Genomic DNA, 14,245 nt, shown 5'->3' on the forward strand with positions numbered 1-14,245 from the left:
CCATGAGGAAACGAGCTTCTGAACCGGTTGTCGCCAGTTTCCGCAACGCTCGATCGCATCCACCCCCGTGCGATTCGCACAGAAACACCCCGTCTTCGGACGGGGTGTTTTGCGTTGTGGGCGAGCCGCGGTGCCGCCCGTCACGAAGCCTAGCCCCGCTCGGGCTGGTATTGCGCTGGCTGGGCTGACCCGGGTCTGGTACCGATCGCCGCCCGCTGGTCGAATGGTGTCAGGGTCGCGCACGATTGCGGGCCCGCCCTCACCCGGCTGCGTGCCGTGAGCGGCACACCGAGGCTCCCGGGAGGGCATCGCCATGTTTCCACAGGAAGACGCCGTGCACGAGAATTCCGCCGAAGATGCGCCCCAAAACGCCCTGGGCCGACGCTCATTTCTCCTCGCCTCCGTGGGGGCCGCGGCCGCGGGAGCACTGGCGGTGGGCGCCACCGCCCAGCCCGCCGCCGCGACCCCGCCGATCGTGCAGGGCATTCGGTCCCGGGGAGTGGTGATTCGCCCCGGAGACTCCCGATATTCGGATCTGCGGACGGGCAACAACGTGCGGTTTACCGCCGACCCCGAGTATGTGCGCCTCATCGCGAGCGCGGAGGATGCCAGACGGGCGGTCCAAACCGCCGTCGACGCGGGAAAGCGGGTGTCGATCCGCAGCGGTGGGCACTGTTTCGTCGATTTTGTCTGCCACCCCGATGTCGAGGTGATCCTCGACCTCTCCACCATGGTCGGTGTCGACTATGACGAACGGATGCGCGCGTTTGTCGTCGAGCCCGGCGCACGCCTCCTGCACGTCTACGAGCAGCTCGCAAAACGCTGGGGTGTCACGATTCCCGGCGGCATCTGTTACAGCGTCGGCGCGGGCGGCCACATCGTCGGCGGGGGATACGGGCTGCTGTCGCGGGCACACGGGCTCGTCGTGGATCACCTGTACGCGATCGAGGTGGTCACGGTGGATGTCCGCGGCCGCGCCTCCCTGCGGGTAGCCACGCGCGATTCCCGCGGCGCGCTCAGGGATCTCTGGTGGGCGCATACGGGCGGCGGCGGGGGCAGCTTCGGGGTCGTCACCAAGTACTGGTTTCGCTCACCCGATGCCACCGGATCGAAGCCCGAGAACCAGCTGGTGCGCGCGCCGGCACGGGTGCTGGTGAATGCGCTCTCGTTTCCCTGGGAGTCGATGGATGAGCGCGCATTTCGCCGGATACTCGACAACTGGGGTGCCTGGCACGAGGAGTTTGGCGGTCCCGGTACGCCGGAAACCGCGCTCTCCAGCCTGTTCAACCTCAACCATGCGGCCCACGGCAGCATCGGGATGTTCACCCAGATCGACGCCGACGCCCCGGATGCCACCGGCGTCCTCGAACGCTTCATCGCGCGCATCACCGACGGCGTGAACGTCGAAACCCGGGCCATGACCGCGCCCAGCGGCGAGCTGCCGGCAATGCCGGGCTTTCACACCACCCGAGAACTCTCCTGGCTTCAGGCCACGCGCACGGTCGGTGCGGACAACCCGGTCATCACCGATCCGAATAGTCGGGGCGCGCACAAGTCCGCCTACTTCAAGAAGCGCTTCACGGAGGCCCAGGTGGGTGTTCTCTGGCGGCAAATGCGCGACCCGGGGTTTACAAATCCAGACACGATGCTCGTCATCTTCTCCTTCGGTGGTGCGGTCAACGCGGTGAAACGCTCAGCAACCGCCAACGTGCAGCGGGACTCTATCTTCAAGATCTGCCTGCAAACCTTCTGGAGCGACGCGAAGGATGACGCCCACCACCTCGCCTGGGTTCGAGAAACCTATGAGGCGATGTTTGCCCATTCCGGCGGCGTCCCGGTGCCCGATGATCGGGTCGATGGCTGCTACATCAACTATCCGGATAGCGATATTGCCGACGTGCGCCACAACCGCTCGGGGATGCACTGGTCGGAACTGTACTTTCAGGGCAACTATCCTCGCCTCCAGCGGGCAAAGAAAACCTGGGATCCCTGGAACTTCTTCACGCACTCACTCGCGATAGAACTGCCATGACGCCGCATCCCGGATCCGTTCTGCGTGCACCGCCGCTGCCCTCGCTCACCGCCCTGCGCTTTTTTGCGGCACTGCTGGTCTTCGGTTTCCACATCACGCTGACGGCCTCACCCATCCCACCGAACGACCCCATCACCCTCTTTGCCGATGACGACGTGGCGCGGGTGACCAGCCGCGTGTTTCGGGCCACCGGCTACATCGGGGTGTCATTCTTTTTTGTCCTGAGCGGCTTTTTACTGACCTGGGCGGCAAAACCGGGCGAGCGTCCCGGTGCCTTTTGGCGACGTCGAATCCTCAAGCTTTTCCCGAACCACCTCGTTACCTGGGCGCTGTCACTCCTGCTGTTCGCCGCCGCGTTCACCCCGCTCCACGCCTCGATCCTCAGCGGCGTGCTCCTCCACGCGTTCTCGGCGGATGAGGCGGTCAACGTCGCGGTTAATCCGCCCGCCTGGACGCTCAGCAGCGAGCTGCTCTTTTACCTGCTGTTTCCGGTATTCCTGCCGGTCATCCTGCGGATCACGGGCACCGGCCTCTGGTATGCGGCGGCGGCCCTGATCGGCGTCATGGTACTTCTCCAGATCACCACCCTCACCCTGATCCCCGACACCCCGGTCTCCGCGCTGACCCCGGTGTCCTCCTCCCAATTCTGGTTCGGCTACCTCTTCCCGCCGACTCGGCTTCCCGAGTTTTTGCTCGGAGCCATCGCCGCGCGCATCGTGCTCGCCGGGCGCTGGCCGCTGCAGCGTCGGTGGCCGGTGCTGTTACTCGCGGTCGCCGGGTATGTGGCGGCAAACACGGTGCCGTTTGTCTGGTCCTTCAGCGTGGCCACGATCATCCCGGTGACGGTACTCATCGCGACCGCTGCCGCGCGGGATGCCGCCGGTCACCGAGGCCTCCTTGCCTCCGCGCCGCTGCAGTGGCTCGGGAACATCTCATTTGGTTTCTACCTGGTTCAGGGCATCACCATCTTCTGGGTGAGACAGCAGATGAACGGCGTCGTCTATCCCACCCCGATTGCGGTGCTCCTGATCCTCGCGTTCTTCGTCTGGACGCTGCTCGCAGGTTGGGCGCTCTATGCCCTCGTTGAAAAGCCGATGATGGACCGCTTCGCCCGCCCACGCCGCCCCGTTCCATCCGGCGCCGGGTCCTAAGCGCCACCCCACAGAAAGGTCAACAGCATGGAACTCAAACTCGACGGCAGGGTCATCATCGTGAGTGGAGGCACCAGCGGGATCGGACTCGCCACGACCACGCTCCTCGTGGAGGAGGGCGCGCGCGTGGTGGTAATCGCCCGCGGAAGCTCGGACACGCCGCTGCCGTCCGGCGCCGAACTCTTCCGCGCCGACCTCACCGATCCCTCGAGTGCGGCCGCGGCGGTAACCCACACCCTGGGCCGGCACGGCCGGCTCGACGGACTCGTCAACAACGCGGCGGCGCTCGATGCCCGAGCGGGATTCACCGACATCGATGATGATCAGTGGCATCGCACCTTCGAACTCGCGGTGTTTGCCGGGGTGCGCCTGGTCACCGCGGCGCTTCCGGCGCTCGGTATGGGAGATACCGCGGGCGCGATCGTCCACGTCGCGAGCGAGGCCGCGCGTATGCCCGACCCCACGATCGCCGACTACGCGGCGGCAAAGGCCGCACTGCTCTCGATTTCGAAGTCGCTCGCCATCGAATACGGCGGCCGCATCCGTTCGAACGTGGTGTCGCCGGGGCCCACCCGTACCGCCCTGTTTGATGCCCCGGGGGGCTTTGCCGAGAAGCTCTCGCAGCGATTCGAGCTACCGCCGGAGGACGCCATCGCCCACTTCATCACCGGCGAGCGTCGCCTCCCCAGCGGGCGAATCGGCACCCCGATCGACGTTGCCGCCCCGATCGCCTACCTGCTATCTCCGCGAGCCTCGCAGGTCACCGGGGCCGAGTGGTCGGTCGACGGCGGAGCGCTGCGGCAAATATGAGCGCTGGAACGGTGAGCGCGAATCATGGGTGACGTGCAGACCTGGCGGGTGGCGATCCCCACCGCAGACGGTCACCGGGGCGACGCCGTCCTGCATCGGCCAGCTCGCCCGGACAACCCCGGATGGCTCGTCTGGGCCCACGGAGGCTCCTGGCACCACGGCAGCGCCGAGACCTGGGCCGGTGCCACGGCAAACCTTGCCCGGCTCACCGGGGTAACCGTGCTCTCGGTGAACTACCGTCTCGCGCCCGAGTCACGCCACCCCGACGCCCTGATCGATATGCTCGCTGCCATCGCCTGGGTGCGATCGGTGGATCCCCTCGGGGTGATCTCGGTCGGGGGCGACAGCGTGGGCGGTACCCTCGCCGCCGCTGCGGCGGTGGTCGCTCGGGATCGCAGGGAGCCCCTGCGGGCCCAGATCCTCGCCTACCCGCCCTACGATCCCGAGTGCCGTGCACCCTCCTACTTCACCGACCCCGCCGGGTTTCCGGATCCGCTGACCCTCCGCGCCCAGTGGCGTGACTGGCTCGGCGACCCGACCCGGAAGAACCTCGCGACGGACGGCACCCGCCTCCGTGCCACGCCGCGGGATGCGCCCTCCCTGGCCGGGGTGTGCCCCGCCGTCCTCGCGGTCGGGTCGCTCGACCCGGTGCGCGATGACGTTGAGGCCTACGCCAGTGACCTGCGCGGCGCGGGCGTCTTGGTGCGCCTGAGCGTTCTCCCCGGCATTCGCCACGGTGACATCCTCACCCCGCACAGCCGAATTCTTCACACCCTTGCGGAGGCACTCACGCTCGTGCACCGCCCCACCCATACGGAACGGAACCACACCCATGAACACTGAACCTCGCGGCACCCTGAAGGCGCTTGAGCGGCACTTCGCCGACCTGCGCGACGGCGACCACTTTGGCGAGACCACCCGGCAGGGAAAGGAGAGGGCGTTTGAACGAGCCATCCTGCACCTCGAGTCACCCGTGCGGCAGGCGCTCGGCGAGATCAACGCGACCCTGCTCCTGGGAACCGGCCGAACCGAGGGCACCGGGCCGTTCCGCGACCCGAGTGGCGGCCTGGTCTCTTCCTGGCTGCTGAGCTGGCCCGAACAGCGCGACGTCGGGCTCGCCCCGATCAGCGTCATCGCAACCTACGGTGCCCGGTTCCACCATCCGCATATCCGCGGCGCAACGGTCGGGGAGTGGCCGCTCAACGTCGACTCCGACGCCCAGGCCCTGGAACTGCTGCCGATTATTCGCAGTATCGCCGCCGGTGACATTCACAACCTGGTATTTCAGACCGGGGGTAACTGGCGGATCATCCCCGCCACCGCCCGGCGGCGAGTTGCCGGGGTGGCCGAGCATGGGTGAGGCCTTGCGTGATCTGCGACTCTCGATCCTGGACCAGTCGCCGATCACGGACGATCTGGATCGCGATGCCACGCTGCGCGAAAGCCTGAGCCTGGCCGAACTCGCCGATCGGGAGGGGTATCATCGCCTCTGGTTTGCCGAGCATCACAACTCGCTGTCCTTCGGGGGTGCCGCCCCCGAGATCCTGACCGCGCTCGCGCTCCAGCTCACCTCGCGCATTCGGGTGGGGACCGGGGGCATCCTACTTCCGCTCTATGCCCCACAAAAGGTCGCCGAGTCGCTGGGCCTTCTGCAGCGGATCCATGGCGATCGCGTGGATATCGGAGTCGGTCGTGCGGCGTTTGCCGCGATGGACTTTCGCGAACGACTCGAGGGCGTGCGCTCACTGCTGCCGCCCGGCTTTCCCGAGGCGGCTCGCGAGCCCGAGCACCGCGTCTGGGTGCTCGGAGCCGGCGGATCCTCGGCGACGCTGGCGGGGCAGCTCGGTGCGGGCTATGCGCAGGGGCACTTTCTGGCTCCGAGTGCGACGGCACGGGGGCTACACGCCTATCGAGAAGCGCACGAATCCCGACCGGGATTCGCGATCCTTGCGGTTCGTGCGGTGACGGCCGACACCGCGGAGGAAGCACGCTGTCTGGCCCGCGCAATGGCCCTCTGGCGCGCACGTAAGGACCTCGGAATCGACGGCCCGATTCCGAGTATCGAGCGGGCAGCCCACGGCACCTGGTCGGAGGCCGAGCGTGTCCGGGCGGATGTCCGCGAGGCCGAGATTCTGCACGGGACGCCGCACCTGCTCGCGCAACGGGTGCGCGAGCTCGCGGGCATCCACGGCACCGATGAGGTCATGGTGAACACCCTGACCAGTGATCCGCGGGTGCGCGCTCACTCGTACATGCTCCTCGCCGAGGCCTTCCGGCGCGACGGGGGCGGGTAGGAGCGCTATCCGGGTAGCGGCCCGCTCAACAGGCGACGCAGGGTCGTGTGGGCGGGCGTGCCCGGGGCGGTCGAGTGGGTGAGAATGCGCTGCCCCTCGCCCTCGGGCAGGTGCAGTATCTCGTAGTCGACGTCGAGGTCGCCGACCTCCGGATGGCGCAGCATTTTGGTACCGCTGGTGCAGAACTGGACGGTGTGCTCCGTCCAGAGCCGCGAGAACTCGGTGCTGTGCAGATTGAGGTCGTGAATGAGCTCGTGCAGGCGCTGGTCGTCGGGAAACTGGGCGGCGATGTAGCGCAGCGATCCGACCGCCACCTCGGCCTCGGCCTGCCAGTTGCGGTAGAGCGCTCGGGAGTGTCGATCGAGGAACAGCATCCGGAGGTGGTTCGGCCGGTGCGTTGCCGTGGCCGGGGCGTCAAAGGGGAGGTGCCCGGCGAGCAGGCGGTGCCCCGCGCGATTCCAGGCGAGGACGTCGTTGCTGTGCCCCAGGAGCAGGGCCGGCACGGTCTCCATGGCGTGAAGCAACTGACAGGCACCCGGATTTGGAATCTCCGGTTGGGCGATCGCTGGCCGCTTCACCATGCCCGGGCGAGCCAGCGCGAACAGGTGTGCGCGCTCATCCGGGCGAAGTTGGAGTGCGCGGGCGAGGGCCTCGATGACCGAGTCTGACGCGTTCTGCGACTGCCCCTGCTCGAGCCGCGTGTAGTAGGTGACGGACACCCCGGCGAGGGGAGCGAGCTCCTCCCGGCGAAGCCCGCTCACCCGCCGCCGCCCGTAGGAGCGCACGCCAACATCCTCGGGGGTGAGCCGATCGCGTCGGGAACGAAGAAACCGCCCGAGCTCACCCGGACCGCCCTCGCCCGATGTGTCGCCCGGTGTCTCTGCCGGTGGCGGTGTCGCGGTGTTGTCCATAGCTCCATTCTGCTGTTCCGGATCGAAGTTAGAGTACCCCTGTGAGTGTTAGGACTCTCGGGGACCTGGCTAGGAAAAACCCGGCCCCTCAGGATGAGAACCATGTCATCTCAACAATCGGGAACCTCCGCGGACCACGCGTCCCGCCCCGCCCGGCTCACCCCCGTTCAGCGCCTCGCCCTCGGCGTTCTCCTCACGGCCAACTTCACCCTGGCCGTGGACTTCTCCATCCTCAACGTCGCGCTGCCGCACATCGGTGCCGAACTGGGATTCCCCACCGAGAGCCTGCAGTGGATCGTCACGTCGTTTGCGCTCTGCGCGGCCGGCTTCACCCTGTTTTTCGGCCGGGTAGCCGATCTGTTCGGGCGCAAGCGGCTCTTTCTCGCGGGTATCGTCCTGCTCGGGCTGAGCTCGCTCCTCGGCGGGCTTGCACTTGACCCGACCGTGCTGATCCTCGCTCGCGTGGGCCAGGGCATCGCGACCGCGATGGTGACGCCCGCGGCACTCTCGCTGATGACCACGACCTTCCCCGAGGGGCCGGCACGCAGCCGGGTGCTCGGTCTCAATGGCGCGCTGATGGCCGCGGGGTTTACCGGTGGGGCCGTGCTCGGTGGGGTACTCACCGGCGTAGTGAGCTGGCGATGGGCGTTCTTTATCAACGTCGTGGTCGCCCTCGCGGTGATCGTGATCGCGCCGTTCGTGCTGCGTGAGAAACGCGCCGATAACCGGCCGAAGCTTGATATTCCGGGGGCATTTACGGTTACCCTGGCCCTCGGACTCCTGGTCTGGGGCATCACGAACGCCGGCGATGACGGCTGGGCGAGTGTCGGCGCCTGGGCACCGATCGCCGCGGCCATTCTGCTGTTCATCGCGTTCTGGGCCATCGAACGCCGGGTACGAGAGCCCCTCGTCGCGCTCTCGATGCTGCGGCGACCAAACGTCGCCTGGGGGAATATTGCCGGGCTGATCGCCTTCGCCACCGAGACCTCACTGGTGTTTGTGCTTACGCTCTACCTGCAGGAAATCCTGGGGTTCAACGCGGTATCCGCGGGGCTCATGCTCGGTGTGCTCGGCATCGGTACGGTAATCGGCGGGTTGATTGCCCCGCGGGTGATCGGGCGCACAAACGCGAAGTTCGCGATCGTGGTGGGCCTGGTGCTCCAGGGGCTGGCCACGCTGCCGCTTGCCCTCGCGGATCAGTCCAGCGGCTGGGTCATTCCGCTGCTTATCTTCACCTTCATCGGCGGCATCGCCAACCTGGTCGCGATCGTCGGCTACACGGTGACCGCGACGACCGCGGTTCCGCCCGAGCAGCAGGGCCTCGCAACCGGGTTGGTGACGATGAGCCAGCAGGTGGGCATCACCCTGGGAACGCCCGTTATGTCTGCAGTGCTCGCGAGCCAATTGGCCGTGGGGCTGCTCTCCGGGATCCAGCTGGCCATAGCGGTCAATGCGGCCATTGCACTGGTATCGGGCGTCATCATCGCGATCAGTCTGCGCCTGCCGAAGCGTTCGCCCGTCGAGGCCCCCTAGAGCCGGACCGCGGCACCCGCCCACCCAGACTACGCGGATCGCTGGGCGTGATACTCGACTGCCAACCAGATCACGTCGGTCTCGGCGTGGTACTGATGCCACGGGTATGTGAGGGTGCCGTGGTCCCAGCGGCCGAAGATCGTGGGCTGTGTTTGTCCCGGGGCCAGCAGCTGTTCCTCAAAGAGGGTTTCGGGATCGCGCGTGCGGAACTTCTGCATCCGCCCCCGCCCGACGAGCTGCGTGTGTGTCTCAATAAACGGGTGCTCGCGGTGGATGCCGCAGTGCGTTCCGGCCGGGCTGAACCAGAGGTTGAGCCGCACCACGTATTCCTGCGGTGATGCGCCAGCTCGGGAATCCTCGAGCGCGTGAGCGGGAACCAAGCTCACCGAGCCGACGATTGCCTGCGGCGAGCGCAGCAGCACCGGGACGCCTGGATTTTCCTCGCCCCCGACCGGGCGGGAACCGAAGAAGTCCTGCCATCCGAGCGCGCGAACACTCTCCTCCGTCGGGGCCTGCTCTGGGACCGGAAACACCCCGAGCAGCGCCCCGCTGACCGGGGTGCCCGCGGTGAGCAGCGTGGAGCTCAGCGGGCGGATAACCCCTCCGAGCGGCACATCGATGCGGGCGGGGCTCGCGGCGAGGTTGACCACGACCGCCCGGTGCGTGAGCTCCCAGTGATCGGCATCGGTCACGATTTCGGCTCGTTGGACACCCGAGGAAAAGCCTGGCTCAGTGCTGAATGTACCGGACATGGTGGAACCCTTCGATCGGTGAAGCGCATACGCCCAACGATCTCAACGTGCCGAGGAATCCGCCTATCCCGGATGAGGCTAGGCGACGGAGGGGTAGGTCGCACAGGGGCATTGCTCGCTATAGGCGTCCACGTGAGAGTGGGAGTGCCAGCGCGGTCTCCCGGAAATGCGCGAGCTGGCGAATGCGTTCACGCATTTCCGGAGTGAGGCACACAGACCATGTCCTATAACATCCCGGGCTTTCGCCCACCTGCGCCCGTTCCACTGCGGGGTATTTCACGGATCACCCCGCCACAGTTTCAGGCCGAGACGGTCACCGATTTTCTGCGCGACGGCTACTGGCTCGAAACCCCGGACATCACCGGCGACGGCACCCCCGACCTCGTGGGGCACGGGCTGGCGACCGGCGAGCTCTACTGGTACGAAAATCCAACCTGGGACAAGCGGCTCCTTATCGACGGTATCGTCGAACCCGTGGGCGCCGACTTCGGTAATATCACCGGCCACGGCGGTGACGACTACGTGGTCTGCTACCAGCTCTACGGGCCGGGAGGAACGATCCATCACGCCGATCCAGAGGGTGGCAGGATCGACTGGCTGGAAAACCCGGGGGCCGATGCCGCACGGCGGGGCGAGCGCTGGCCGCGGCACCACGTGGGGCGTGCCGTCGGTATGCACCGTCTCCGGGTGGGGCACTTTACCCGCAACGATCGTATTCAGATTCTCGGGTTTCCCATCGTCGCGGTAGCGAGCGTGCACGCGGTACTCCCGATCGTGCTCTTCACCGAGCCGGACGATCTCAACACCGCGACACAGTGGGACCGGGAGGTCATCTCGGACAATCGATTTCGCATGGTGCACGGAGTCGCAAAACGTCCAGGGCCCGAAGCGAATGGCAGGGACGGCGTCCTGATGGCCTCCGATGAGGGTGTCACCTGGCTGTACTTCACCGAGGGCGAATGGGTGTTTGAACACCTCGGTGAGGGCGAATCCGGACAGTTTGAACGCACCACGTTTCGGGGGAGCGGGGACCTCGACGGGGGCCGGCTGGGCGACGATCCACTCGCCTACGTGGCGGCGATCGAACCCTTTCACGGCAACACGATCGCCGTCTACGTGCGACGGCCGGGTACCCCGGACACCTGGGACCGATTTGTGCTGGATACGTTCGGCGATCCGAACGAAAACGGGGAGGGCCCCGGCCACTCGGTGATCACCGCCGACTTCGACGGCGATGGTGATGATGAGTTCCTGATCGGGTTGCGCGGTCCCGCCCCGTGGCAGGGTGTGTTCTACTACAAGGCGGTTGATGCGGCGCGCGGGCTCTTCCTGCGCTGGCGGGTGGGCGAGGAGTCGGTTGCCCGCATCGTGGTTGCCGACTTCGACGGCACGGGTACCGCCGATTTCGCGACCATCTCGTACTCGGTGGAACACTACTTCGTGGCACCGCGGGCCGAGATCACGCTGCACCGACACGCAGCCGACGCGCTCGCAGTCGACGCGCTCGCGGCCGGTCAGCAGAGCGGATCCCGACGGTGAAGTCCATCGGAGTGATCCTCGGGACCCGTCCCGAGGCGGTCAAGCTCGCGCCGATTATTCGCGCCCTCCGCGCCGATCCGCGCTTTACCCTCCGCGTAATCTCCACCGGGCAGCAGGCCGAGATGTTGGAACACACGCTGCGGGAGTGCGAGGTCGTGGCCGATGCGAACTTCGCGATCATGCGGCCGGGCCAGTCGCTCACCGAGGTGACCCATCGTGCGCTCGCACAGTTTGGGTCGTCGCCGGCACTCCGCGGCCTCGACGTTGTGCTCGTGCACGGGGATACCGCCACGACCCTCGCGGGAGCTCTCGCCGCCTTCCTCGCGGAAATCCCCATCGTTCACGTTGAGGCGGGGCTACGCAGTGGGGATCCGGAATCGCCGTATCCGGAGGAGGGAAACCGAAAGCTCGTCGCACAGCTTGCCGCGCTGCACCTGGCACCCACCCGTGGAAACTTCGCCAACCTTATTCGGGAGGGGATTGCCGAGGCGGCCATCGCGATCACGGGCAATACGGTGGTGGATTCCCTGCACTGGGGCCTGTCTCGCACGGGCGACTATGAGGATCCGCTCCTGGCGGACCTCGATGCGGATCCGCGCCGCGTGATCGTGGCCTCTGCCCACCATCGAGTGAGTCATGGTGCCCCGATGCGAGAGATCGCCGGTGCCCTGGCCGAGATTGCGCGCCGGCACGATGTGCGTATCGTGATTCCCGTGCACCCGAATCCAGCGGTTCGAGACGTCCTCGTGCCCGCGCTCTCCGATGTTCGCAACATCACCCTGATCGATCCGCTGCCCTATCTCGCGTTCTGCCGGCTACTTCGCCGCAGTGCGGTGATCCTCTCCGACAGCTCGGGGGCCGAGGAGGAAGGGCCGGCCCTACACATTCCGACGCTCGTGATGCGCCGGGTAACCGAGCGGCATGAGAGCCTCTCCACCGGGGCCGCCCGCCTCGTGGGTGTCGACCGTGTCCAGATCGTCGCCGCCGTGGACCGTCTCCTCACCGATCCCGAGGAGTATGCGGCGATGGCCGAGGCACCGTACCCCTACGGGGATGGCCACGCGACCGAGCGCTCGGTCGCTGCCATCGCGGAGTTCCTCGGGGTGGCCGCGCGGGGAGTGGGCGACGGAGGGGCCGGCCAGCAGATCGCGGCGCACCAGCGCGCCCCGGACGGTCAGGGACGCCACAACCAGCCAGGCGCAGACCAGAACGATGTATCCGCCCAGCGCGGCACCGGCGAGGGCCGCAGATCCGGTGAGCCCGGCCAACCCGCTGAGCCCGGTGACGCAGGTCCCTACCGGAAAGGTGAACGACCACCAGGTGAGTGAAAATGGGAGCCCGTGGCGGATGGTTCGGAGGGTGATGGCCCCGGCGATCAGTGCCCAGAGCAGCGCAAAGCCGAGCACCGGAGTGCCGTAAGCAATCGCGAGGAGGGCCGCCGTCTCGGCGTGTGCGGGGGAGAGCGTGCCCCGCGCGGCGGCAGCCAGCGTGCTCGCCGCGGTCACCGATTGGCCGAGCGGGCCGAGCACAATCCAGAGGGTGGGAACTGTGCCCGCGGCGCCCGGCCCGCCCCGGAGGAGGCGCATCCAGATGCACCCGATGATGATGAGCGAGGCGATCAGGCTCATCCCGAAGAGCGCCGCGCAGACGAGCATCAGGGTGACGCGTTGCCCCGCGGTGGCCAGGCTGGGTGCGAGGAGGGCACCACCGGTCGCGGACACCATCGGGGGGACCACGGGCATCAGCCAGCCGCCGAAAGCCTCCTTGGTGCGGAGCGTGAGCCTTCCGGTGATCGCCAGCAGGGGGAGCGCGACGGCGCACCCGATGCCCAGCAGGGTGCCGATGCCCCAGCACGTCCAGGCCAGCGGGAGCGCCGCGGTTCCGAGGATCGGTTCGCCCAGCAGGAGTGCTCCGGAACCCACCGTCAGGATCGCCATCGGGAGTGCGCCGTAGAAGTGTGCGAACACCGGGTGTCGGTGGTGCCCGCGCGCGATGTCCGGGTAGCGACGGTGATGGCGGGCGGTCGCCGCCAGGAGCGTCACCAGGAGGATCGCGGCGAGGAGCCAGACGACTCGGGCGGTATCGAGCAGCCAGGGCGTGCGCTGCGGGAGCGTTGCGGCCGCGGTGGCAACGATTCCGGTGCCCATCACCGCGGCGAACCAGTTGGGGGTGAGGTTTTGCACGGTGAGGGGGAGCCGGGTGGCGGGGGCGAGCGGGGTGGTCATGTCTCCATCCTTCTCCCGCGACACGGGGCGGGGTAGACGGATACGATTGGGGGCATACAAGGCTTCATTGTGGCTGGAGGTGGGCATGTCGGAGAGTGATACCGCGTCGCTGAGGGTGCTGGTGGCGGTGGCCGAAACCGGGAGCTTCTCGGCCGCTGCCGGGCGGCTCGGGGTGACGCAGCAGGCGGTATCCGCGCGAATGCGCACCCTCGAGGCTCGGCTGGGTGTGCCGCTCGTGCGCAGATCCGCGCGGGGCTCGGCGATGACGGCCGAGGGTTCGGTGATTGCCGGCTGGGCCGCCGACGTGGTGTCCGCGGCCGATGTCTTCGCGGCGTCCGTCCGCACCCTGGTCGAAGCGGATCCGGCACCCCTGCGCGTCGCCGCGAGCCTCACCATCGCCGAATACCTCGTTCCCGAGTGGTTGCACCGGCTGCGCGTTGCCGGGGCTCCGGCGGTGGAACTCACCGCGGCTAACAGCGCGGCGGTGGCGGAATCGGTGCGCGCAGGCCGTGCCGATATCGGCTTTGTGGAGACCCCGACGGCGCCCACCGACCTCGCGTCACGGCGGTTCGCCACCGATGAACTCGTGACCGTGGTCGCCCCCGGTCACCCCTGGGCCCGGCGTATTTCCGGGGTTACCCCGACCGAGCTCGCTACCCGGCCACTCGTCGTTCGGGAAGCCGGCTCCGGAACCCGGGAGGCCCTCGATCTTGCGCTCGACGGCAGGGAAGACCGAGCGGTACCCGCCGCGGTGCTGCCCACCACCGCCATGGTGCGCGCCATGGCCGCCGCGGGTGATGCTCCGGCCGTGCTCAGCGTGCTCGCGGTCACCGAGGCGCTGAGAGCCGGCACGCTCGTGCGGGTGAGGGTACGCGGGCTGCGGATCACCCGGCCGCTGAGTGTCGTGTGGGCACGCGGCACCGAGCTCTCGACGCCCGCCCGAGCGCTGCTCGACCTGATCGCGGACAGGTAGGGCGCCACCCCCCCCCCGAACATAA

Annotated in this window: 11 protein-coding genes and 2 pseudogenes; 10 read left to right on the forward strand and 3 right to left on the reverse strand. The window is 67.7% G+C overall.

What is annotated here, in order from left to right; genetic code table 11:
• Positions 1-334: 334 nt before the first annotated feature.
• The 6 genes from D9V32_RS03785 to D9V32_RS03810 are packed head-to-tail and all read left to right on the forward strand — an operon-like array spanning position 335 to position 6,287.
• Positions 335-2,032 (forward strand): FAD-binding oxidoreductase, encoded by a 1,698-nt coding sequence (locus tag D9V32_RS03785; protein ID WP_245982029.1) that lies wholly within the window; start codon positions 335-337, stop codon positions 2,030-2,032.
• Positions 2,029-3,183: an acyltransferase family protein gene (locus D9V32_RS03790; protein WP_121647585.1), complete on the forward strand. Its 1,155-nt coding sequence runs from the start codon at positions 2,029-2,031 to the stop codon at positions 3,181-3,183. The genes D9V32_RS03785 and D9V32_RS03790 overlap by 4 nt, the downstream gene beginning before the upstream one ends.
• A 27-nt stretch (positions 3,184-3,210) precedes the next feature.
• Positions 3,211-3,993: an SDR family NAD(P)-dependent oxidoreductase gene (locus D9V32_RS03795; RefSeq protein ID WP_121647586.1), complete on the forward strand. Its 783-nt coding sequence runs from the start codon at positions 3,211-3,213 to the stop codon at positions 3,991-3,993.
• 24 nt (positions 3,994-4,017) lie between these two features.
• The gene (locus D9V32_RS03800; protein WP_121647587.1) at positions 4,018-4,836 is read left to right on the forward strand and encodes an alpha/beta hydrolase fold domain-containing protein; all 819 of its coding nucleotides are present in this window, start codon (positions 4,018-4,020) and stop codon (positions 4,834-4,836) included.
• Positions 4,826-5,353, forward strand: coding sequence for a hypothetical protein (locus tag D9V32_RS03805; RefSeq protein WP_121647588.1), 528 nt, complete (start codon positions 4,826-4,828; stop codon positions 5,351-5,353). Before D9V32_RS03800 ends, D9V32_RS03805 begins: the two co-directional genes overlap by 11 nt.
• The gene (locus D9V32_RS03810) at positions 5,346-6,287 is read left to right on the forward strand and encodes an LLM class flavin-dependent oxidoreductase (protein WP_121647589.1); all 942 of its coding nucleotides are present in this window, start codon (positions 5,346-5,348) and stop codon (positions 6,285-6,287) included. Before D9V32_RS03805 ends, D9V32_RS03810 begins: the two co-directional genes overlap by 8 nt.
• A gap of 5 nt (positions 6,288-6,292) precedes the next feature.
• Here the strand turns inward: D9V32_RS03810 and D9V32_RS03815 are convergent, their stop codons facing one another.
• Positions 6,293-7,198: a helix-turn-helix transcriptional regulator gene (locus D9V32_RS03815; RefSeq protein WP_121647590.1), complete on the reverse strand. Its 906-nt coding sequence runs from the start codon at positions 7,196-7,198 to the stop codon at positions 6,293-6,295.
• Positions 7,199-7,300: 102 nt separating this feature from the next.
• On the opposite strand from D9V32_RS03815, the gene D9V32_RS03820 reads away from it, so the two are divergent.
• Entirely contained in the window at positions 7,301-8,731 is a 1,431-nt protein-coding gene (locus tag D9V32_RS03820) for an MFS transporter (protein WP_121647591.1), read from the forward strand.
• A gap of 29 nt (positions 8,732-8,760) precedes the next feature.
• On the opposite strand, the gene D9V32_RS03825 is transcribed toward D9V32_RS03820, so the two are convergent.
• The gene (locus tag D9V32_RS03825) at positions 8,761-9,483 is read right to left on the reverse strand and encodes a hypothetical protein (RefSeq protein ID WP_147440387.1); all 723 of its coding nucleotides are present in this window, start codon (positions 9,481-9,483) and stop codon (positions 8,761-8,763) included.
• A 219-nt stretch (positions 9,484-9,702) separates the two neighbouring features.
• Here D9V32_RS03825 and D9V32_RS03830 point away from each other — a divergent pair, with 219 nt between their 5' ends.
• Positions 9,703-11,022 (forward strand): VCBS repeat-containing protein, encoded by a 1,320-nt coding sequence (locus D9V32_RS03830; RefSeq protein ID WP_245982030.1) that lies wholly within the window; start codon positions 9,703-9,705, stop codon positions 11,020-11,022.
• An 11-nt stretch (positions 11,023-11,033) separates the two neighbouring features.
• Positions 11,034-12,050, forward strand: a pseudogene (gene wecB, locus D9V32_RS03835) (non-hydrolyzing UDP-N-acetylglucosamine 2-epimerase); the annotation flags it as partial.
• A 153-nt stretch (positions 12,051-12,203) separates the two neighbouring features.
• On the opposite strand, the pseudogene D9V32_RS03840 reads toward wecB, so the two are convergent.
• Positions 12,204-13,334, reverse strand: a pseudogene (locus D9V32_RS03840) (TDT family transporter); the annotation flags it as partial.
• Between D9V32_RS03840 and D9V32_RS03845 the strand changes: the two are divergent.
• Positions 13,333-14,220 carry a LysR family transcriptional regulator gene (locus D9V32_RS03845; RefSeq protein ID WP_121647593.1) on the forward strand — a complete coding sequence of 296 codons (888 nt, stop codon included), beginning with the start codon at positions 13,333-13,335 and terminating at the stop codon, positions 14,218-14,220. The pseudogene D9V32_RS03840 and the gene D9V32_RS03845 overlap by 2 nt on opposite strands.
• Positions 14,221-14,245 lie beyond the last annotated feature (25 nt).

Source organism: Mycetocola tolaasinivorans, assembly GCF_003667565.1.
Lineage (GTDB): Bacteria > Actinomycetota > Actinomycetes > Actinomycetales > Microbacteriaceae > Mycetocola > Mycetocola tolaasinivorans.